Annotated in this window: 22 protein-coding genes and 1 pseudogene; 14 read left to right on the top strand and 9 right to left on the bottom strand. The window is 70.8% G+C overall.

Translation table 11 applies throughout. The annotated features are described in order from the left end of the window. Nucleotides 1–43: 43 nt before the first annotated feature. Entirely contained in the window at nucleotides 44–1,075 is a 1,032-nt protein-coding gene (locus ACZ7GJ_RS03485; protein ID WP_470748998.1) for a 3-oxoacyl-[acyl-carrier-protein] synthase III C-terminal domain-containing protein, read from the bottom strand. 104 nt (nucleotides 1,076–1,179) lie between these two features. After that, entirely contained in the window at nucleotides 1,180–2,190 is a 1,011-nt protein-coding gene (locus ACZ7GJ_RS03480) for a ScbA/BarX family gamma-butyrolactone biosynthesis protein (protein ID WP_470748996.1), read from the bottom strand. 424 nt (nucleotides 2,191–2,614) lie between these two features. On the opposite strand from ACZ7GJ_RS03480, the gene ACZ7GJ_RS03475 reads away from it, so the two are divergent. The 3 genes from ACZ7GJ_RS03475 to ACZ7GJ_RS03465 all read left to right on the top strand — a co-directional run bounded on the left by ACZ7GJ_RS03475 (nucleotide 2,615) and on the right by ACZ7GJ_RS03465 (nucleotide 5,357). Further along, entirely contained in the window at nucleotides 2,615–3,526 is a 912-nt protein-coding gene (locus ACZ7GJ_RS03475; protein ID WP_470748994.1) for an aldo/keto reductase, read from the top strand. A 68-nt stretch (nucleotides 3,527–3,594) separates the two neighbouring features. Next, nucleotides 3,595–5,160 (top strand): acyl-CoA carboxylase subunit beta, encoded by a 1,566-nt coding sequence (locus tag ACZ7GJ_RS03470; RefSeq protein WP_470748992.1) that lies wholly within the window; start codon nucleotides 3,595–3,597, stop codon nucleotides 5,158–5,160. Between the two features lie 17 nt (nucleotides 5,161–5,177). Continuing rightward, nucleotides 5,178–5,357 (top strand): acyl-CoA carboxylase subunit epsilon, encoded by a 180-nt coding sequence (locus ACZ7GJ_RS03465; protein WP_470748990.1) that lies wholly within the window; start codon nucleotides 5,178–5,180, stop codon nucleotides 5,355–5,357. Between the two features lie 7 nt (nucleotides 5,358–5,364). On the opposite strand, the gene ACZ7GJ_RS03460 is transcribed toward ACZ7GJ_RS03465, so the two are convergent. After that, nucleotides 5,365–5,691 carry a nuclear transport factor 2 family protein gene (locus tag ACZ7GJ_RS03460; RefSeq protein ID WP_470749626.1) on the bottom strand — a complete coding sequence of 109 codons (327 nt, stop codon included), beginning with the start codon at nucleotides 5,689–5,691 and terminating at the stop codon, nucleotides 5,365–5,367. 178 nt (nucleotides 5,692–5,869) lie between these two features. Between ACZ7GJ_RS03460 and ACZ7GJ_RS03455 the strand changes: the two genes are divergently transcribed. The 5 genes and pseudogenes from ACZ7GJ_RS03455 to ACZ7GJ_RS03435 all read left to right on the top strand — a co-directional run bounded on the left by ACZ7GJ_RS03455 (nucleotide 5,870) and on the right by ACZ7GJ_RS03435 (nucleotide 7,866). Then, complete coding sequence (locus tag ACZ7GJ_RS03455) at nucleotides 5,870–6,121, top strand: hypothetical protein (protein WP_470748988.1); 252 nt, start codon at nucleotides 5,870–5,872, stop codon at nucleotides 6,119–6,121. Then, nucleotides 6,121–6,452 (top strand): annotated as a pseudogene (locus ACZ7GJ_RS03450) (PIN domain-containing protein). Before ACZ7GJ_RS03455 ends, ACZ7GJ_RS03450 begins: the two are co-directional and overlap by 1 nt. A 39-nt stretch (nucleotides 6,453–6,491) precedes the next feature. Next, nucleotides 6,492–7,073: a Uma2 family endonuclease gene (locus ACZ7GJ_RS03445; protein WP_470748986.1), complete on the top strand. Its 582-nt coding sequence runs from the start codon at nucleotides 6,492–6,494 to the stop codon at nucleotides 7,071–7,073. 252 nt (nucleotides 7,074–7,325) lie between these two features. Beyond that, nucleotides 7,326–7,595, top strand: coding sequence for a type II toxin-antitoxin system Phd/YefM family antitoxin (locus tag ACZ7GJ_RS03440; RefSeq protein ID WP_007266282.1), 270 nt, complete (start codon nucleotides 7,326–7,328; stop codon nucleotides 7,593–7,595). A 7-nt stretch (nucleotides 7,596–7,602) separates the two neighbouring features. Further along, complete coding sequence (locus ACZ7GJ_RS03435; protein WP_099889685.1) at nucleotides 7,603–7,866, top strand: type II toxin-antitoxin system RelE family toxin; 264 nt, start codon at nucleotides 7,603–7,605, stop codon at nucleotides 7,864–7,866. Between the two features lie 134 nt (nucleotides 7,867–8,000). On the opposite strand, the gene ychF is transcribed toward ACZ7GJ_RS03435, so the two are convergent. After that, nucleotides 8,001–9,089 carry a redox-regulated ATPase YchF gene (gene ychF, locus ACZ7GJ_RS03430; RefSeq protein WP_470748983.1) on the bottom strand — a complete coding sequence of 363 codons (1,089 nt, stop codon included), beginning with the start codon at nucleotides 9,087–9,089 and terminating at the stop codon, nucleotides 8,001–8,003. Nucleotides 9,090–9,320: 231 nt separating this feature from the next. Between ychF and ACZ7GJ_RS03425 the strand changes: the two genes are divergently transcribed. Next, nucleotides 9,321–9,767, top strand: a complete 447-nt coding sequence (locus tag ACZ7GJ_RS03425; protein ID WP_470748981.1) for a DUF6542 domain-containing protein — start codon at nucleotides 9,321–9,323, stop codon at nucleotides 9,765–9,767. Here ACZ7GJ_RS03425 and ppgK read toward each other — a convergent pair. Beyond that, the gene (ppgK, locus tag ACZ7GJ_RS03420) at nucleotides 9,764–10,519 is read right to left on the bottom strand and encodes a polyphosphate--glucose phosphotransferase (RefSeq protein WP_470748979.1); all 756 of its coding nucleotides are present in this window, start codon (nucleotides 10,517–10,519) and stop codon (nucleotides 9,764–9,766) included. The genes ACZ7GJ_RS03425 and ppgK overlap by 4 nt on opposite strands. 21 nt (nucleotides 10,520–10,540) lie before the next feature. Then, nucleotides 10,541–11,533, bottom strand: coding sequence for a 4-hydroxy-3-methylbut-2-enyl diphosphate reductase (locus tag ACZ7GJ_RS03415; protein WP_470748977.1), 993 nt, complete (start codon nucleotides 11,531–11,533; stop codon nucleotides 10,541–10,543). A 118-nt stretch (nucleotides 11,534–11,651) separates the two neighbouring features. Between ACZ7GJ_RS03415 and ACZ7GJ_RS03410 the strand changes: the two genes are divergently transcribed. The 4 genes from ACZ7GJ_RS03410 to ACZ7GJ_RS03395 all read left to right on the top strand — a co-directional run bounded on the left by ACZ7GJ_RS03410 (nucleotide 11,652) and on the right by ACZ7GJ_RS03395 (nucleotide 15,477). Then, nucleotides 11,652–13,049, top strand: a complete 1,398-nt coding sequence (locus ACZ7GJ_RS03410) for an APC family permease (RefSeq protein WP_470748975.1) — start codon at nucleotides 11,652–11,654, stop codon at nucleotides 13,047–13,049. Nucleotides 13,050–13,210: 161 nt separating this feature from the next. Further along, on the top strand, nucleotides 13,211–14,458 hold the full coding sequence (gene xseA, locus ACZ7GJ_RS03405) for an exodeoxyribonuclease VII large subunit (RefSeq protein WP_470748973.1): 1,248 nt from the start codon (nucleotides 13,211–13,213) through the stop codon (nucleotides 14,456–14,458). Between the two features lie 90 nt (nucleotides 14,459–14,548). Further along, entirely contained in the window at nucleotides 14,549–14,788 is a 240-nt protein-coding gene (locus ACZ7GJ_RS03400) for an exodeoxyribonuclease VII small subunit (RefSeq protein WP_470748971.1), read from the top strand. Nucleotides 14,789–14,886: 98 nt separating this feature from the next. Continuing rightward, nucleotides 14,887–15,477 (top strand): malonic semialdehyde reductase, encoded by a 591-nt coding sequence (locus ACZ7GJ_RS03395; protein WP_470748969.1) that lies wholly within the window; start codon nucleotides 14,887–14,889, stop codon nucleotides 15,475–15,477. Between the two features lie 88 nt (nucleotides 15,478–15,565). Here ACZ7GJ_RS03395 and ACZ7GJ_RS03390 read toward each other — a convergent pair whose 3' ends face one another. Then, the gene (locus ACZ7GJ_RS03390) at nucleotides 15,566–16,093 is read right to left on the bottom strand and encodes a DUF4245 domain-containing protein (RefSeq protein ID WP_470748967.1); all 528 of its coding nucleotides are present in this window, start codon (nucleotides 16,091–16,093) and stop codon (nucleotides 15,566–15,568) included. Between the two features lie 204 nt (nucleotides 16,094–16,297). Between ACZ7GJ_RS03390 and glpX the strand changes: the two genes are divergently transcribed. Then, entirely contained in the window at nucleotides 16,298–17,329 is a 1,032-nt protein-coding gene (gene glpX / locus ACZ7GJ_RS03385; RefSeq protein WP_365927082.1) for a class II fructose-bisphosphatase, read from the top strand. Between the two features lie 138 nt (nucleotides 17,330–17,467). Here the strand turns inward: glpX and ACZ7GJ_RS03380 are convergent, their stop codons facing one another. Both ACZ7GJ_RS03380 and ACZ7GJ_RS03375 read right to left on the bottom strand, forming a co-directional pair. Beyond that, entirely contained in the window at nucleotides 17,468–17,875 is a 408-nt protein-coding gene (locus tag ACZ7GJ_RS03380; protein WP_470748965.1) for a WhiB family transcriptional regulator, read from the bottom strand. A gap of 279 nt (nucleotides 17,876–18,154) precedes the next feature. After that, the gene (locus tag ACZ7GJ_RS03375) at nucleotides 18,155–18,871 is read right to left on the bottom strand and encodes a DUF1707 SHOCT-like domain-containing protein (RefSeq protein WP_470748963.1); all 717 of its coding nucleotides are present in this window, start codon (nucleotides 18,869–18,871) and stop codon (nucleotides 18,155–18,157) included. Nucleotides 18,872–18,999: the final 128 nt, after the last annotated feature.

Raw genomic sequence — 18,999 nt, 5'->3', positions numbered from 1 at the left:
TCGGTGGGGCGTGTATTGGGGGCCGTGCGGGTCCTGCGGTCGGTCACTGCCGCATCTCCACCGCGGCGCAGGAGAAGGTGAATCCGCCGCCCGCGCTGATCACCAGGGCGATCTCGCCGGTGTCCAGCAGCCCGCGCCGCCTGATCTCCTCGAAGTTGGCCGCCATGTCGCCGGCGCCGAGGTGTCCGGTGTCGGCGCCGAGGCGGATGCTCCGCGCCTTGGTGAGGCCGGCGACGCCCGGGTAATAGGTCTCGTTCAGCACCTTGTCGCCCACACGGGGGAAGGCGATCAGCTTCACGCGCGGGTCGCCGGGCTCCAGCCCGGCGTCGGCCAGCGCCCCGAGGACGATGTCGTGCAGTACGGAGTGGACGCGCCCGTAGAAGACGTCCAGTCCGGTGTCTTCGATGAACGCCTTCTTCGTGCGTCGGACGTCGACCCGGTCGCTGTGCCAGCGCGGCGCGGGCGAGAAGGCGTCGCGGCCCCGGTGCAGCGCCTCCACCTCGGGGATGGTGGCCGTGGCCAGGGAGCGCAGGAGCAGTTCGTCGGCGCTGCCGTCGGGGCGGTGCAGGACGACCGCGGTGGCGGCGTCCCCGTACCAGACCCCGTAGTCGCCGCGCCAGCGGTCGAAACCCTCGTCGGCGAAGCGGTCCGCGGTGGTCACCAGCGCGCTGCGGCAGCCGGGGTCGGCCAGGAGCCGCGCGGCGGCGAGCTCCAGGCCGACGGCGCCGCCGTTGCACATCTGCTGGATGCCGACCGGAAGCGTGTGGAGCGCGCCCAGTTCGCGGGCGACGTAGTGCGCCGGGGACCAGAAGTCGTGGCCCTGGTGGTGGATCCAGGCGTGGATCAGCAGGTCCGGAGCGGGCGCGTCCGGTCCGGCGGCGGCCAGTGCGGCGCGGGCGGCGCGTACGGCCATGTCGGGTGCGGCCAGGTCGGAGACCGGCAGCTGCCGGATGCCCGCGGTGGCCTGCTCCTCGGTGTCGATCCGGCCGGCGGCGACGGCCTCGTGCGCGGTGTCGGCCCGCTCGGGCAGCCAGACGCGTACGGCCTTGATCCCCAGCCCGTCCCTCAGGTCCATGACGAGTCCTTTCGTATAAGCCGTGTTCGTGTACGCGGTGTTCGGGTACGCCGTGTTCAGGTACGCCGTGTTCGCCTACGCCGTGTCTGCGTCGGGGTGGGCGGTCAGCCGGGCAGGCCGTCGGCGGCCCGAAGGGTGATCTCGCCGGAGGCCACGACCGTCGACTCCTGTTCGAAGGAGATCTCCAGGACGGTGTCGGTCCCGTCCGTGCCGCGCCCGGGGCGAGCGGTCACCAGCGTGGGGCGGTCCAGCTCGGCGTACTGGAAGAAGTCCGCGGTGAAGCCGGTCATGACCGCCGCGGGGGCCGGCGCGCCCTCGGCCATGACGTACAGGCCGAGCTGGCGGGCGGCCTCCATCATGACCATGCCGGGCATGTGGTCCTGGCGGTGGTCGAACATGCTGGGGTTGTCGAACGGGGCCAGCAGCAGGGCGCTCCCGGTCAGCGGGCCGGTCCGGTCGACCCTGCCGAGTACGACGTTGCGCCGGTCCGCACGGTCCACCGAGGCCGCCTCCGCCAGGGCGTCGACGGGGCGCGGCGGCAGGAGGTCCGACAGCGCCGGGGCGTCGGGGCGGCGGCCGTGCCGCAGCGAGCGGTACACCTCGGAGGGCAGGTAGCCGACGTCCATGCGCACCTCGCCGATGCGCTCGGCGCCCAGCAGCATCGCCATCACGTACGTCACACCGCGCAACTGCCCGCGCAGTCGGCGCTCGTTGGCGGTCTCCACCTCGATGCGCAGCTCCGCCGGCCGGGTGCCGGGGGCGGGGGCCGGGGTGGGCTCGTAGGTCATGGACCAGGACTTCAGGATGAAGTTCTGGTCGTGCGGGATGTCGAAGTGGGCGTGCCCGGCGTACGTCTCCGCCTGTCGGCAGCACTCCAGGAGCAGCAGCGGGTCCAGGACCCGGGACTGGCTGAGGTGGTCGGTGTAGTAGGCGTGCGAGGCGGGCAGCTGGGCGGCGGCGAGGAACCGGGAGGGGGCCTGGTGGCGGTAGTCCGTCAGGAACACCTCGGACAGCGCGCTGCGGTGCAGCAGCGTCCGGTCGACGGTCCGTACGTAGGAGAGCGGAAGCTCCTCGGAAATGACACTCGCGTTCGACTCAAAGCGATCGATCCCCACCCTGACACCACCCGAAGCATTAGGGGCGACGGCCCGCCCGTACGGCGGCCCTCACCAAGAAGACAGGTCCTGACCGCGGCCGTGTCGGCCGGTCGGATCCTCGGCGGCCCGGCGGCGCTGCACGGGCGGTGCCACGATGAACGTTCGACCCCGGACGAGTGTCAGGGTCCTGGCACGAGGCAGGACGCTATGCGCCATCAACCCCACCGTCAAGGGGTTTGATCAATCATTTGAACGACACGCACCGTTAACCAGCTGAGGGCATCATCACAGGTCACATCGGATGCGACGCATGGTAGGACTCACAGTAGTGTCAGACATCTGCGATAACCTTCGATCCGATGTGAATCTGCATCTACCGCCAGCAGCAAGCCCCTTGGAGGCCACCGTGCACACCATCAACTTGGGAACCGAAGGACCTGCCGTGGGTCGGGTGGGACTGGGCTGCATGGGCATGTCCTGGGGCTATGACCAGGAGGGGTGGGACGACGCGACCTCGGTGGGCGTCATCCACCGGGCCATCGACATGGGCGTCCGCTTCTTCGACACCGCCGACCAGTACGGCCCGTTCACGAACGAGCGGCTCGTCGGGAAGGCGCTGCGCGACCGCCGCGACGAGGTCGTGCTCGCCACCAAGGGCGGTCTGATCGTCGACGGGGCCCGCCGCACCCACCGCAACGGCCGCCCCGAGCACTTGCGCGCCGCGTGCGAGGCGAGCCTGCTGCGGCTCGGGACCGACCACGTGGACCTGTACCAGCTCCACCGCGTCGACCCGGCCGTCCCCGTGGAGGAGAGCTGGGGCGCCATGGCCGAGCTCGTCCAGGCGGGCCTGACCCAGGCGATCGGCCTCTCCGAGGCCTCCGTCGACGAGATCTCCCGCGCCCACGCGATCCACCCCGTGGCCTCGGTCCAGTCCGAGCTCTCCCTGTGGAGCCCGGACGCCACCGGGGACGTCGTCCCGTACTGCGCGGAGCAGGGCATCACCTTCATCGCCTTCGCCCCGCTGGGCCGCGGCTTCCTCTCCGGCCGGATCACCACGGTCGAGGACCTGCCGCGCGTCGACGCCCGCCGCGGGATCCCCCGGTTCCAGCCGGAGGCCATCGCCGCCAACCAGGCCATCACCGAGACCACCGGCAGGATCGCGGCCCGCCTGGGGATCAGCGTTCCGCAGCTGGCCATCGCCTGGGTACTGGCCCAGGGTCCGGGGGTCATGGCGCTGCCCGGCACCAAGACCCCGAAGTACCTGGAGGAGAACTTCGCGGCCGGCGCGGTCACCCTCCCGGCCGAGGTCCTGGCGGAACTGGCCGACCTGCCCGCAGCGGTCGGCAGCCGCTGACCGCCCGCGTCCGACCGGGCGCCTGCAACCGGGCGCCTCCCCCCTATCGACCCCACCGAGGAACCGACGTGACCACGAGCGAGCAATCAGCACTCAACCGGCTGGCGGAGCTGCGGCAGATCAAGGAGCAGGCGCACAGCGGCCCCAGCGAGCGCGCGACCGAAGCGCAGCGCGCGAAGGGCAAGCTGACCGCCCGTGAGCGCATCGCGCTGCTGCTCGACGAGGGTTCCTTCCAGGAGGTCGAGCCGCTGCGCCGGCACCGGGCGACCGGTTTCGGCCTGGAGGACAAGAAGCCCTACACGGACGGCGTGATCACCGGCTGGGGCACGGTGGACGGGCGCACGGTCTTCGTGTACGCGCACGACTTCCGGATCTTCGGCGGGGCGCTCGGCGAGGCCCACGCCACGAAGATCCACAAGATCATGGACATGGCCCTCGCGGCCGGTGCCCCGCTCGTCTCGCTCAACGACGGCGCGGGCGCCCGCATCCAGGAGGGCGTCTCCGCGCTGGCCGGCTACGGCGGCATCTTCCAGCGCAACACCAAGGCCTCGGGCGTCATCCCGCAGATCTCGGTCATGCTCGGCCCGTGCGCGGGCGGCGCCGCCTACTCCCCCGCCCTGACGGACTTCGTGTTCATGGTCCGCGACACCTCGCAGATGTTCATCACCGGCCCGGACGTGGTCCAGGCCGTCACCGGCGAGCAGATCTCCCAGAACGGCCTCGGCGGCGCCGACGTCCACGCCGGAACCTCGGGCGTCGCGCACTTCGCGTACGACGACGAGGAGACCTGCATCTCCGAGGTCCGCTACCTGCTGTCCCTGCTCCCGCAGAACAACCGGGAGAACCCGCCCGCGGTCGAGAGCCGCGACCGGGCCGACCGCCGCGGCGACGTCCTGCTGGACCTGGTCCCCGCCGACGGCAACCGGGCGTACGACATGCGCAAGGTCATCGAGGAACTCGTCGACGAGGGCGAGTACTTGGAGATCCACGAGCGCTGGGCCACCAACATCATCTGCGCCCTGGCGCGGATGGACGGCCAGGTCGTCGCGGTCGTCGCCAACCAGCCCGCCAGCTACGCGGGCGTCCTGGACATCCACGCCTCGGAGAAGGCCGCGCGGTTCGTGCAGCTCTGCGACGCCTTCAACATCCCGATCGTCACCCTGGTCGACGTTCCCGGCTTCCTGCCCGGCGTCGACCAGGAGCACAACGGCATCATCCGCCACGGCGCCAAGCTCCTCTACGCCTACTGCAACGCCACCGTGCCCCGCATCTCCCTCGTGCTGCGCAAGGCGTACGGCGGCGCGTACATCGTCATGGACTCCCAGTCCATCGGCGCCGACCTCACCTACGCCTGGCCCACCAACGAGATCGCGGTCATGGGCGCCGAGGGCGCGGCGAACGTCATCTTCCGCCGCGAGATCGCCGGGGCCGACGACCCCGACGCGATGCGCACGCAGAAGATCAAGGAATACAAGACCGAGCTGATGCACCCGTACTACGCGGCCGAGCGCGGCCTCGTCGACGACGTCATCGACCCCGCCGAGACCCGCGAGGTGCTCGTCAGCGCCCTCACGATGCTCCGCAACAAGCACGCCGATCTGCCGTCCCGCAAGCACGGCAACCCGCCGCAGTAACAGGAGAACCGACCCGTATGAACACCGACACCCTGCTGCGCATAGAGAAGGGCGACGCGGCCCCAGAGGAACTGGCGGCGATCACCGCGATCCTCCTGGCCCGCGCGGCCGCCACCCCCGAACCCCGCCCGACCTCCCGCCCCCGGGCGGCCTGGCGCACCCCGGGCTTCCGCGCCGCACACAGCTGGCGGGGCTGAGCGGCCCCTATTCGCCCGGGGCGGGCGTGGCCTGGTGGTAGTACATCCGCCATCCGGAGCCCTCGTCCGACTTCCGCCAGATCGAGCTCCGCAGGGCCCGGCTCCCGCCGATGCGGGTCTCGTACGTCAGGTGCACGAGGCCCGGTGCCAGCACGACGCCGGTCATGGGCCCGGCCTCGTACCGCGGCCCGTCCTCGGACGCGCCCGCCATCCCGGCCAGCGCCGCGAGCATCGCCTCCCGGTCCCACCGCCGCCCGGAGGCGCCCACCTCCACGAACTCCGGATCCAGCAACCCCTCGGCCAACGCCCGCGACACCCGCACCTCGGGAGCCATCAGCCGCAACTCCCCCGCAATCGCCTCACCCACACCATCACTCACACCCCCACCCTGCCGCACCCCCAAGAACAACGCAGCCCGGGCCCCACGAACCGGCCGATGCCCCTGCCCGGCCGCCGCCGATGCCCAGCAGGCAGGGCCCCGAAGTCATGCGACCACCGGCAGCATCGACACCATGAGCGGTAGTAAGAAGTACTCGATCAGCCTGCCCGAGGACCTCGCCGAAGCCGTACGCGCCCACGTCGGACCCGGCGGTTTCTCCGCCTACGTTGCCGAGGCCCTCGAACAACGCGTCGCCATGGACAAGCTCCGGGAGATCGTCGCCGACTTCGAGACCGACAATGACGAGCTCACCCGCGAGGAGGTCGAGGCCGCCCGCGCGCTGCTGCGTCATGACCACCGACCGGTCGGCGGGGCCGCCGCCTGATGCCTGGCACCCTCATGCTCGACAGCGAAGGCCTCTCGAAGCTCTACCGCAAGGACCGTACCGTCGTGGCAATGGTCCAAGCGGCATCAGAGGAGGGAGTCCGCGTGGCCACCAGCTCTCCCGCCTCGACGTTCACGACGTCACCAAGGAGATCGCCGACCAGGCCGCGACCCTCCTGCGTACCCACCGTCTCCACGGCCACAAGTACGCCATCGACGCCGCCTTCGCCGTCATCGCCCGCAGCGCACCCCGGCCGGTCACCGTCCTGACCTCCGACCCCGAGGACCTGACAATCCTGTACGGCCCCGCCGTAGAGATCGTCAAGGTCTGAACGCCCCCAGCTTGAGCTGCGGGCCGCTACCGTGAAGCCATGACCGCACTGCCCGACTGGATGCGCCCGCCGCGCGCGGAAGGCTGGTTCGCGGAGGACCTCGACCGCCTCCCCGAGGCGCCCCGCCACACCGAGCTGATCGACGGAGCCCTCGTCTTCATGATGTCGCCCCAGAGGTGGTGGCACGGCCACCTCGTCACCATGCTCACCGTCGCACTCATGGAGCAGGTGCCCGCCGACACCAGAGTCGGCCGCGAAATGACCATCAAGCTCGACCCGCGCAACCGTCCCGAACCGGACCTGCTGGTGACGACGGCCGATTTCGACGGCGACCGCACCTGGTTCGCACCGGAGGACGTCCAGCTCGTCATCGAGGTCGTCTCCCCGGAGTCCGCCCATCGCGATCGCACAGTAAAGCTCCGCAAGTACGCGGAGGCCGGCATCCCGCACTACTGGTGCATCGAGGACGAGGACGGGGCTCCCGTCGTCCACGTCTACGAGCTCGACGAACCCACCGGCGCCTACGCGCCCGCCGGCATCTTCCGGGGCACCCTCAAGCGCCCGGTGCCCTTCGCGATCAGCCTGGACCTCGACAAGCTCACGCCGCCCCGAAGCGGCTGAAAAGTCAGCACCACGTCAGCACGAGAATGCAGAAGGGGTCGGACTCGTCAGGGTCCGACCCCTTCTGACCTGCACAGATGACTAGACGTTGAAGCGGAACGTTCAGCACAGAGCTCTCACCTGCAAAAACACGGTTATGGAAGTGGTTGTCCAGCACCCATCCAGCACGGTGCGAGTTCATCCAACACATCCAGCACCACGCGGCCCGACGCAAGGTTGTGTACACATGGCACACTCGGTACGCTTGAGCGCATGACGCAGCCGCTGCCCATAGAGTCCATCCGCGACGTGCGCGCACATCTGGCCGAGGTCGTGGAGCGCGCGGACCGCGACGACGTACCCACGGTGATCACGCGCCGGGGCAAGGAAGTCGCCGCCGTGGTCTCCATCGAGGTGCTGCGCAAGTACCAGGAATGGGAAGAGCGCGAGATCAACCGGATCATCGACGAGCGCATGGCCAACCCGGCACCCGGCATCCCGATCGAGGACATCATGAGGGAGACGCTGGCACGCAGTGAATGAGCACCGCGTGAGTGAGTACCGGACCGTCTTCCGCCCCGAGGCGCAGGCCGAGCTTCGGAAGATCCCTCGCGACATGGCGCTGCGCATCCTGGCGAAGCTGACCGAGCTGGAGAGCGATCCCCTCGGGTTCAACACCACCGCGCTCGTGTCTCAGCCGGAACGCCGTCGGCTGCGAGTCGGCGACTACCGGGTCGTCTACACGATCGACAACGGTGAGCTGGTGGTGTGGGTCGTGCACGTCGGGCATCGCTCCACCGTTTACGAGACCTGATTGCCGCTGACCCCACGTCAGAATATCCAGCGCCCATCCAGCACGGTGACGGCGAAGGGGTCGGACTCAACAGAGTCCGACCCCTTCTGACCTGCATGTTTGCCACGTCAGTGACGTGGTGTTATTTCATCCGCTCAGACGTTGAAGCGGAACTCCACTACGTCGCCGTCCTGCATGACGTAGTCCTTGCCTTCCATGCGGGCCTTGCCCTTGGCGCGGGCTTCGGCTACCGAGCCGCATTCGACCAGGTCCTCGAAGGAGATGACCTCCGCCTTGATGAAGCCGCGCTGGAAGTCGGTGTGGATCACGCCGGCCGCCTCGGGGGCGGTGGCGCCCTTCTTGATCGTCCAGGCGCGGGTTTCCTTCGGGCCGGCCGTCAGGTACGTCTGGAGGCCCAGGGTGTCGAAGCCGACGCGACCCAGGGTGGCCATGCCCGGCTCCTCCTGGCCGACCGACTGGAGGAGTTCGAGGGCCTCGTCGTCGTCGAGCTCGACGAGTTCCGACTCCAGCTTGGCGTTCAGGAAGATCGCCTCGGCCGGGGCGACGATCGCGCTCTGCGCGGCCTTGAAGGCCTCGTCCGTCAGCTCGTCCTCGTCCACGTTGAAGACGTAGAGGAAGGGCTTCGTGGTCAGCAGGTGCAGCTCGTGGAGGAGGTCGCCCTTCTCCGTGCCCTTGGTGATGCCCTTCGAGAAGAGGGTGTCGCCCGCTTCGAGGATCTTCTTGGCCTCGACGACCGCCGCCAGGACCGCGACCTTCTCCTTCTGGAGGCGGGACTCCTTCGTCAGGCGCGGCTCCGCCTTCTCGATGGACTGGAGGTCCGCGAGGATCAGCTCGGTGTTGATCGTCTCGATGTCGTCCTTGGGCGAGACCTTGCCGTCGACGTGGACGACGTTCTCGTCCTGGAAGGCGCGGATGACCTGGCAGATCGCGTCCGACTCGCGGATGTTCGCGAGGAACTTGTTGCCCAGGCCCTCGCCCTCCGACGCGCCGCGCACGATGCCCGCGATGTCGACGAAGTCGACCGTCGCCGGGAGGAGCTTCTGCGAGCCGAAGATGCCGGCCAGGACGGTCAGGCGCTTGTCCGGGACGCCGACGACGCCGACGTTCGGCTCGATGGTGGCGAACGGGTAGTTGGCCGCCAGCACGTCGTTCTTGGTCAGGGCGTTGAAAAGGGTCGACTTGCCGACATTCGGCAGGCCGACGATTCCGATCGTGAGCGACACGTTGGCGACTTCCCGTAGCTGGAGGGGGCGGCGGCCCGGGTGCGGGCCACCGGACAGTTTACTTTCCGTGGAGCCGCGCTGGATGTACGCGTGTCCGGGGCCCGATCCGGCCGCCCTCCCGCCTACTTTGGGAGGGTGGAGCGATACAGGACGCGACCGGCGGCTCACCCGCAGCGACCCCCGGCGCAACGCGGCCGCCCGTCGGCGCCCGGGGCCGCGGCGGGCTCAGCCGTGCCCGAGCAGGGCGCCGCTGCCCGGCGGCCCGCCCCCGCGCGCCAACTGCCGCGGCCCCGCCTGACCGGCCTCGGCGGCGGGCTCTTCGCGTGCGCCGCCATGGGGCTGGCGGGCGGGATCTCCTGGCTGCTGTTCGGCGCCTCGCTGTTCGTGTACGGGCTGCTGTTCCTGCCCGTGGCCGCCGCGACCGCGCTGTGGGTGCGGCCCGCCGACCTGATCACCGCGCCGATCTCCGCCCCGATCGCCTTCGCCGCCGGAGTGTGGCCCGTGGCGGGCGGCTCCGGCGGCGTCGGCGGCCAGCTCATGGGTCTGGTGTCCGCGCTGTCCCTGCACGCCGGCTGGCTGTACGCCGGGACACTGATCGCCGCGCTGATCGCGGTCGTACGCAAGGCCGTGCTGATCGGCAGGCGCAGGCTACCCAGAGCCACCCAAACGCGACACTAGCTCCGACGGCCCTTCAGTGGCCTCGCCGCCATCGCCGCCCCCACGATGCCCGCGTTGTTCTGGAGCTTCGCCGGGACGATCTCGGCCCGGATGCCCTCGATCAGCGGCAGGAACTTCTCCGGCTTGCGGCTGACGCCCCCGCCGATGATGAAGAGGTCCGGGGAGAACAGCATCTCCACGTGGGCCAGGTACTTCTGGACCCGGTGGGCCCAGCGCTCCCACGTCAGGTCCCCGTCCTCCTTGGCCTTCACCGACGCCCGGGTCTCCGCGTCGTGGCCCTTGAGCTCCAGGTGGCCCAGCTCCGTGTTCGGGACCAGCTTCCCGTCGACGAACAGCGCGCTGCCGATCCCGGTGCCCAGGGTCAGCAGGATGACCGTGCCGTCCCGCCCCTGCCCGGCCCCGTACGACCTCTCCGCGATCCCCGCCGCGTCCGCGTCGTTCAGGACCGTGACCGGCAGGCCGCCCAGCTCCCGCGAGAGCAGGGCCGCCGTGTCGACGCCGATCCACGACTTGTCCATGTTGGCCGCCGAACGGGTCACGCCGCCGGTCACCACCCCCGGGAAGGTCACCCCCACGGGGCCGTCCCAGTCGAAGTGGCGAACCACCTCGACGACGCAGCCGGCCACCCCCTCCGGGGTGGCCGGCTGCGGTGTCAGTACCTTGTGGCGCTCGCGCGCCAGGTCGCCACGGTCCAGGTCCACGGGAGCGCCCTTGATCCCGGAACCGCCGATGTCCACGCCGAAAATCTGCATGGACACACCGTACGAAAGGGGCTACTTCTCGGCGACCAGTGCGGCCGCTTCGGCGCGCAGATCGCGCCGCAGCTCCTTCGGCAGCGAGAAGACGATCGACTCCTCGGCCGTCTTGACGATCTCCACGTCCGCGTAGCCCCGCACGGCGAGCCACTCCAGGACTTCCTCGACCAGGACCTCCGGCACCGAGGCGCCCGAGGTCAGGCCCACGGTGGTGACGCCCTCCAGCCAGGCCTCGTCGATCTCGCTCGCGAAGTCGACGAGGTACGCGGCGCGCGCACCGGCGTCGAGGGCGACCTCGACCAGCCGGATCGAGTTCGAGGAGTTCTTCGAGCCGACCACGATGACCAGGTCGGAGTCGGCGCCCATCACCTTGACGGCGGCCTGCCGGTTCGAGGTGGCGTAGCAGATGTCGTCGCTCGGCGGCGAGACCAGCAGCGGGAACTTGTTCTTCAGCGCGTCGACCGTCTCCATCGTCTCGTCGACCGAGAGCGTGGTCTGCGACAGCCACACGACCTTCGACTCGTCACGCACCTCGACGTTGGCGACGTCGTCCGGGCCGTCCACGATCGTGATGTGGTCCGGGGCCTCGCCGGAGGTGCCGATGACCTCCTCGTGGCCCTCGTGGCCGATGAGGAGGATGTCGAAGTCCTCGTTCGCGTACCGGATGGCTTCCTTGTGCACCTTGGTGACCAGCGGGCACGTCGCGTCGATCGTCGCGAGCTTGCCGCGCGCGGCCTCCTCGTGCACCACGGGCGCCACGCCGTGCGCGGAGAACATCACGATGGAGCCCTCGGGGACCTCCTCCGTCCGTTCGACGAAGATGGCGCCCTTCTTCTCCAGCGTCTGGACGACGTACTTGTTGTGCACGATCTCGTGGCGGACATAGACCGGCGCACCGTACTGCTCGAGAGCCTTCTCGACAGCGATCACGGCTCGGTCCACGCCCGCGCAGTAGCCGCGCGGGGCGGCGAGCAGGACACGGCGGGAAGCGGGAGCAGTCATAGGCTCCATCGTACGGGGGTCTCCAGGAGGCCCGCCGTCCCCCGTTCGGCACAGACTGGGGCGAAAGCCTGTCCCACCTGTCACCCCCGCCCTGCACCGCCCCTCACCCCTATCACCCGGAGGACGGATGGCGTCCGTTACGGACACGGATCCCGCGACGGCGCCCGCACTGCGGCGGAGCCTTGGATTCCGGGACCTGGTGGTCTACGGACTGCTCTTCATCGCCCCCATGGCCCCCGTCGGGGTCTTCGGCACGCTCGACGCCAAGTCGCACGGCGCCGTCGCCCTCGTCTACCTGGCCGCGACGGTCGCGATGGCCTTCACGGCCTTCTCGTACGCGCAGATGGTGCGGGTCGCCCCGCAGGCCGGCTCGGTCTTCACGTACGCCCGCAAGGGCCTCGGCGAGGGTCCGGGGCTGATCGCCGGGTGGATGGCGATGCTCGACTACCTGCTGATCCCGGCGGTGGCGTACCTCTTCTCCGGGATCGCGATGAACGCCCTGGTCCCGGAGGTGTCCCGGTGGGTGTGGACGGCGCTGGCGGTCGTGATCACGACCCTGCTCAACCTGTGGGGCGTACGGGCGGCCGCGCGCGTCGGCTTCGCCGTGCTGGCCATGGAGATCCTGGTCCTGCTGGTGTTCCTGGTCTCCGCGGTGACCGTGCTGGTCCGGGACGGGGCCCGGCGCGGCTGGCTCTCGCCGCTGACCGGTGACGGCTCCCTCGGCTTCTCTACGGCCGCCGTGCTGGGCGCGGTGTCGGTGGCGGTGCTCTCGTACCTGGGCTTCGACGCCATCGCCTCCTTCGCCGAGGAGGTGACGGGGGGTTCGGCGCGGGTGGCCCGGGCGGTGCTGTTCTGTCTGGCGCTGACCGGGGTGCTCTTCATCGCGCAGACCTACCTGGCGGCGCTGCTGATGCCCGTGTCCGCCGCCGAGCTGGCCGCCGATCCGGCGCGCCAGGGCCCGGCCTTCTACAACGCGGTGGAGTCCTCCGTCGGGCCCTGGCTGCACGACCTGGTCGCGGTCAGCAAGGCGATCGGCGCGGCCTTCGCGGCGCTGGCCGGGCAGGCCGCCGCCGGCCGGCTGCTCTTCGCGATGGCCCGGGAGCGCCGGCTGCCCCGCGCGTTGGCCGCAACCTCGCAGGGGACTCCGCGCCCGGCGCTGCTGGTGGCGGCGACCGTCACGCTGATCGCCGCCGTGTGGGCGGCCCGGCGCGACGACGGGCTCGACCACCTGGTCTCCGTCGTGGACATCGGGGCGCTGGTCGCGTTCACGCTGCTGCACGCCTCGGTGGTGGGCTGGTTCGTGGCCAAGCGGATGGAGGGGCCGCCGAACTGGTGGAGGCACCTGGTCGTCCCGGTGCTCGGAGCCGCCGTGACCGTGGCCGTGATCGTCGAGGCGGCCTGGACGGCGCAGGTCGTGGGGGCGGTGTGGCTGGCGGTGGGCCTGGGGGTACTGGTGTCCCAGCGCGGCCGACGCGCGAGCGACGGACGAGCCGGGCCCGGCTCCGGTGTCGGTGCCGGGGGCTAGGGATGTCCGTGGGGAAGGAGCGGCGTCCGGTGCGTGCTCTCGGCGGGCCGGCCGGAAGTTCGCGTACTGGACGTACTCGGGCTTCCGGCCGGTGCGGCGAGAGCGCGTGCCGGGCGTCGCGACGCCACGGAGATCCGTCAGACATCCCCTAGCCTGCGTGCATGGGTCTGAATACATCGGCGGAGGCGCCACTGCCCGTCGGCCAGGTGTCCCGGCTCATCGGGGGCTGGATCGACAAGCTCGGCCAGGTGTGGGTGGAGGGGCAGATCACGCAGCTCTCGCGGCGGCCGGGGGCGGGGGTGGTCTTCCTGACGCTGCGCGACCCTTCCCACGACATCTCCCTCAGCGTGACCTGCTTCCGCCAGGTCTTCGACGAGGTCGCGGATTCGGTGACGGAGGGCGCGCGGGTCGTCGTACTGGCCAAGCCGGAGTGGTACGCCCCGCGCGGCCAGCTGTCCCTGCGGGCCACGGAGATACGGCCCGTCGGCATCGGCGAGCTGCTGGCCCGGCTGGAGCGGCTCAAGCGGTCGCTCGCCGGCGAGGGGCTGTTCGCACTGGACCGCAAGAAGCCGCTGCCCTTCCTGCCGCAGCTGATCGGGCTGGTGGTGGGGCGGGCCTCGGCGGCCGAGCGCGACGTACTGGAGAACGCGCGGCGCCGCTGGCCCGCGGTCCGCTTCGAGGTGCGCAATGTTGCCGTCCAGGGGGTCAATGCCGTGCCCCAGGTGATCGAGGCGGTCAAGGAGCTCGACGCCCTGCCCGAGGTGGACGTGATCATCGTGGCGCGCGGCGGCGGCAGCGTGGAGGACCTGCTGCCGTTCTCCGACGAGGAGGTCGTACGCACGGTCGCGGCGGCCCGCACCCCGGTGGTCTCCGCGATCGGCCACGAGCCGGACTCCCCGCTGCTGGACCTGGTCGCGGACGTACGGGCCTCGACCCCCACGGACGCGGCGAAGAAGGTGGTCCCGGACGTGGGCGAGGAGCTGGAGCGGGTACGCCAGCTCCAGGGCCGGGGGCTGCGCGCGGTGCGGGGGCTGCTCGACCGGGAGGAGCGGGGGCTCGCGCACGCCCTGGCGCGGCCGGTCTTCGTGCATCCGCAGCGCATGGTGGAGACCCGCGAGGCCGAGGTGGAGGCGCTGCTGGCGCGCGGCCGGCGCACGCTGGGGCACCTGCTGGACCGGGCCGACTCGGAGCTCGCGCACACCCTGGCCCGGGTGGTGGCGCTGTCCCCGGCGGCGACGCTGGAGCGCGGGTACGCGGTGCTCCAGCGGGCGGACGGACACGTGGTGCGGTCGCCGCGGGACGTGGCGGCGGGCGACGAGCTGCGGGCGCGGGTGGCGGAGGGCGAGTTCGCGGTGCGGGTCGCGGCGGCCGACGCGCAGGGCGCCGACCCGGGCGCGGACCCGGCCTAGAGGCCTCGCCCAGGGCCCTCGCGGGGCCCCGGAAGACGACACACTGCCGCAACAATTTCTTCGTACGACACATTTAAGGTGGGAGCGGGAATGGCCGAGACCGATACGGCGCTGGGGTACGAGCAGGCTCGGGACGAGCTGATCGAGGTCGTCCGCAAGCTGGAGGCCGGTGGCACCTCGCTGGAGGACTCACTGGCGCTCTGGGAGCGCGGCGAGGAGCTCGCGAAGGTGTGCCGGCACTGGCTGGAGGGGGCCCGGTCCCGGCTCGACTCGGCACTGGCGGCCCGCGACACGGGGGCGGAGACCGGCGCCGGAGCGAACGAGGAGTGAGGTCGCTCACGCCCCCGGGGATTTAGTTGAAAATTCATCTACTTTCCCCGTAGAGTCTGGGACATCGCTTCACCTCTTGTATGGAAGAAGGCTTTCCGATGTCTCTCGTTCTTGACTCCGCCGCTCAGGACCTCCTGTTCCGCGAGGCCCGTACCGCCAACTCGTTCTCCGACGAGCCGGTGACCGAGGAGCAGGTCCAGGCGATATACGACCTGGTGAAGTTCGGTCCCACCGCCTTCAACGCGACCCCGCTGCGCATCACCCTGGTCCGCTCCCCCGAGGCCCGCGAGCGCCTCGTGCAGCACATGGCCGAGGGCAACAAGGCCAAGACCGCCTCCGCGCCGCTGGTCGCCATCCTCTCCGCGGACAACGAGTTCCACGAGGAGCTCCCGCACCTGCTGCCGCACTTCCCGCAGGCCAAGGACGCCTTCTTCTCCGAGCGCCCGGTCCGCGAGCAGGCCGCCCTGGTGAACGCCTCGCTGCAGGCCGCCTACTTCATCGTCGGCATCCGCGCCGCCGGCCTGGCCGCCGGTCCGATGACGGGCCTGGACTTCGCCGGCCTCCAGAAGGACTTCCTGGACGACGACCACACCCCGCTGATGGTCGTCAACATCGGCAAGCCGGGCGAGGACGCCTGGTTCCCGCGCAGCCCGCGCCTGACCTCCGAGCAGGTCATCACCACCGTCTGACACTGACGGCGGTGCCCGCAGGCACACGCGAAAGGCCGCGCCCCCGGATTCCGGGGGCGCGGCCTTTGCGCGTCCGCAGCAGCGGCAGCTACTTGTCGCCCTGCTTGAACTCCAGCGCCGCCGCCATCACGCCGAGCTGCTCGTAGGAGGCGGTGCCCGTCACGACGGTGACGTAACCCTGCTCCCGGCGCACCAGGGCGTCGTACTTCTCGCCCTCCCAGCGCTCCCAGGCCGTGTCCCCCACCTGCTGCGTCTGGCCCGTGGCCTGCGCGCGCTGGGTGACCTTGCCGAGGTACTTGTCCGAGGTGTCCGTGGACTGCTCGACCGCCACGTACTGCTTCTGCGGGTCGAGGAAGCCCAGGTGCCAGCTGTTGCCGTCCTTGCGGACGAAGTCCACCGAGGTCGCCCGCCAGTCCGACAGTCCCACGGGCGCCGCCACCGGATACGGCGCGGCGCGCCGGGCCGTGATCACCTCGACCCGGTAGTCCACGACGTGCGTCGGGTCGGCCTTGTCGTCGTGCGGGATGCACAGGTAGATCCCGCCGACAAGAAGACCGATCACGACCAGCGACCGGACCATGTCCCAGACCGTCTGCTTGCCCTTCATGCCTGCCATCGCACCATCGTCCCGCATGGTCGGCGGCGATCATCGCCGGGGTCGGCGCGGCGGACCGAACAGCACCCGGATCTGTCCGCTCAGGCCAATCGCCTGACCGATATTCCGCTCATACGTGACCCGCTCTGCTCAATTTGTCGACGTACCGATAGAGTTCCAGCACCCTCACTTCCCGGCCGTCGCCGTACAGAAAGGTGCGCTCCGATGACCGAGCACAACCTGCCGCCCCAGCTCGAAGTCTCTCCGGAGGCCCCCGACCGCAACCTCGCCCTGGAACTCGTACGGGTCACCGAGGCCGCCGCCATGGCCGCGGGCCGATGGGTCGGGCGCGGCGACAAGCTCGGCGCCGACGGCGCCGCCGTCAACGCGATGCGGACCCTGATCTCCACCGTCTCGATGAACGGCGTGGTCGTCATCGGCGAGGGCGAGAAGGACGAAGCCCCCATGCTGTTCAACGGCGAGCGGGTCGGCGACGGCACCGGCGCCGAGGTCGACATCGCGGTCGACCCGATCGACGGCACCACGCTGAACGCCAAGGGCATGCCGAACGCCATCGCCGTCCTGGCCGCCGCCGACCGCGGCACCATGTTCGACCCGTCCGCGGTGTTCTACATGGAGAAGCTGGTCACCGGCCCCGAGGCCGCCGACTTCGTCGACATCAACGCCCCCGTCTCGGTGAACATCCGCCGGGTGGCCAAGGCCAAGAAGATGGCCGTCGAGGACGTCACCGTGGTCATCCTGGACCGCCCCCGCCACGAGGGCATCGTCAAGGAGATCCGCGAGACCGGCGCCCGGATCAAGTTCATCTCGGACGGCGACGTCGCGGGCTCGGTCATGGCGGTCCGCGAGGGCACCGGCGTGGACCTGCTCCTCGGCATCGGCGGCACCCCCGAGGGCATCATCTCGGCCTGCGCCATCAAGTGCCTCGGCGGCACCATCCAGGGCAAGCTGTGGCCGAAGGACGACGCCGAGCGCCAGAAGGCCATCGACGCGGGCCACGACCTGGACCGGGTCCTGCACACCAACGACCTGGTCTCCGGCGAGAACGTCTTCTTCGTCGCCACCGGCATCACGGACGGCGAGCTGCTGCGCGGCGTCCACTACCGCTCCGAGACCGCGACCACGTCCTCGCTGGTCATGCGCTCGAAGTCGGGCACGATCCGGCAGATCGACTCGACCCACCGGCTCTCCAAGCTCCGGGCCTACAGCGCGATCGACTTCGACCGCGCCCTGTAGGACCCCGCCCGAAGCCGAAGGGGCGCTTCCCTGTGCGGGGGAAGCGCCCCTTCGGCGTGTCTTTGCGCGGCCGCGCCCCTGCGGGCTCCGCGTACGGGCACCGGGCGTACGGCCCGACCCGGTCCGGCCCGGTCCGGCTCAGCCCGCGGCGGCGATCGGTCCCGTCGCCGGCCCCTGGCGCAGCTCGGCGGCCCGGCGGCGCCTGCGCGCCAGCACCACGCGCCGCTCGGCGGCGGTGAGCCCGCCCCATACCCCGTACGGCTCGGGCTGGAGCAGCGCGTGCTCCCGGCAGGCGACCATCACGGGGCAGCGGGCGCAGACCCGCTTGGCGGCCTCCTCGCGCGACAGCCTGGCCGCGGTCGGCTCCTTGGAGGGGGCGAAGAAGAGTCCCGCCTCGTCCCTCCGGCACACCGCCTCCGCGTGCCATGGGCCGTCCTCTTCCCTCGCCGGCACCCGCGGCTTCGGCACGGCTGAGGGGCGCGCCCCGAGCCCCTGGAGGCTTTTTATGGCGGCTACCTGCAGGGACTGATGCGGCGGATGCGGCACGGTCTACTCCTGACGACGTATACGCGAGCGAGAGACGATGCACCAGTCCCTACCCGCTGTGCGCCCCCCTATGCACTGCGTGCCGCGAGGCGAGGGAGGATCGACCGAAATCCGACGCCCCTGTGCATACCCCGCGCCGTCCTCACGCCCCCGCCGGCGCCCGGCGCCGCGTGCGCCTGGTCGAGTGGTCCCCACTGGGATGCCGAGGTCCGGACCCTACGGACCCTCTGCGGCCAAATACCGCTGCTCCAGGGCGCGTTGCCCCCGGACACTCCGGCCTCAGACCTGGCCCTGGCCCTGGCCCTGGCCCTGGCCCTGGCCCTCCAGGCGCTTGCGCATCTTCAGCGCGAGGTCGACCAGCCTGGCGCCGAGCTTGGGGCGGGCCTCGATGTTGCCCAGCAGGGCGAAGCCGCGGACGATCACGACCGGGGCCTGCGGGTCGGTCACGGCGCGGGCCTCGCCGCGCACCTCGAAGTTGCCGAGGACCCCGCTGCCGTAGCCGCGGAGGGTGACGTTCTCCGGGACGAGGACCTCGACGTTGCCGAGGACGCAGGTCACGTTGATCTCGGTGACCTGCTGCTCGAAGACGGCCTCGGTCAGGTCGATGGTGATGTCGCCCATGACCGACACGGCACGGGTGTGCGCGCTCGGGCGCCAGCGGCCCTTGCGGGCGGAGCTGCTGCACACGGCGACGACGGTCTCGGCGGGCCCGCCCGCGGGGACCCCGGCGGCCGCGGCCGCCCCGTACACGCCCGGCTGCGGGGCGCCGCCGGGCGCGGGCAGGTCCCGTACGAGGACCTCCAGCTCGCCGACCGTCTTCAGGGCGTACAGCGAGTCCAGACGCTCGGAGTGCTCCTCGGCGTCGAGCCGGCCCTCGGCGAGGGCGTCGGCCAGGATCGCGGCGATCCGGTCCCGGTCGGCGTCGGAGGCGCGCAGCGCGGCGGGGGCCGGCGGGGCGGGAGCGGCAGGGGCGGCGGGGTGCTTTTCCAGGTCCACGGCACCCAGCATAGCGAGACACGATAGATCGCGATACTGGCCAGTGAGCCTTACCTCACAGACACAGCCCGCGGCGGAGGTCCTACGCTGGTTAACCGCGCTGCCAATTGGTCGTCAGCGCTGTCTGC

This window comes from Streptomyces sp. NPDC037242, assembly GCF_055604165.1.
Note: the sequence above shows the minus strand (reverse complement) of the source record. Positions and strands in the feature narration are given on the sequence as shown.

Coding starts and splice junctions, on each gene's coding strand:
- ACZ7GJ_RS03485 (WP_470748998.1), bottom strand. CDS start 1,075: ATGGACCTGAGGGACGGGCTGGGGATCAAGGCCGTACGCGTCTGGCTG.
- ACZ7GJ_RS03465 (WP_470748990.1), top strand. CDS start 5,178: ATGAACACCGACACCCTGCTGCGCATAGAGAAGGGCGACGCGGCCCCA.
- ACZ7GJ_RS03460 (WP_470749626.1), bottom strand. CDS start 5,691: ATGGCTCCCGAGGTGCGGGTGTCGCGGGCGTTGGCCGAGGGGTTGCTG.
- ACZ7GJ_RS03455 (WP_470748988.1), top strand. CDS start 5,870: ATGAGCGGTAGTAAGAAGTACTCGATCAGCCTGCCCGAGGACCTCGCC.
- ACZ7GJ_RS03445 (WP_470748986.1), top strand. CDS start 6,492: ATGACCGCACTGCCCGACTGGATGCGCCCGCCGCGCGCGGAAGGCTGG.
- ACZ7GJ_RS03440 (WP_007266282.1), top strand. CDS start 7,326: ATGACGCAGCCGCTGCCCATAGAGTCCATCCGCGACGTGCGCGCACAT.
- ppgK (WP_470748979.1), bottom strand. CDS start 10,519: ATGCAGATTTTCGGCGTGGACATCGGCGGTTCCGGGATCAAGGGCGCT.
- ACZ7GJ_RS03415 (WP_470748977.1), bottom strand. CDS start 11,533: ATGGAGCCTATGACTGCTCCCGCTTCCCGCCGTGTCCTGCTCGCCGCC.
- ACZ7GJ_RS03410 (WP_470748975.1), top strand. CDS start 11,652: ATGGCGTCCGTTACGGACACGGATCCCGCGACGGCGCCCGCACTGCGG.
- xseA (WP_470748973.1), top strand. CDS start 13,211: ATGGGTCTGAATACATCGGCGGAGGCGCCACTGCCCGTCGGCCAGGTG.
- ACZ7GJ_RS03400 (WP_470748971.1), top strand. CDS start 14,549: ATGGCCGAGACCGATACGGCGCTGGGGTACGAGCAGGCTCGGGACGAG.
- ACZ7GJ_RS03395 (WP_470748969.1), top strand. CDS start 14,887: ATGTCTCTCGTTCTTGACTCCGCCGCTCAGGACCTCCTGTTCCGCGAG.
- ACZ7GJ_RS03390 (WP_470748967.1), bottom strand. CDS start 16,093: ATGGCAGGCATGAAGGGCAAGCAGACGGTCTGGGACATGGTCCGGTCG.
- glpX (WP_365927082.1), top strand. CDS start 16,298: ATGACCGAGCACAACCTGCCGCCCCAGCTCGAAGTCTCTCCGGAGGCC.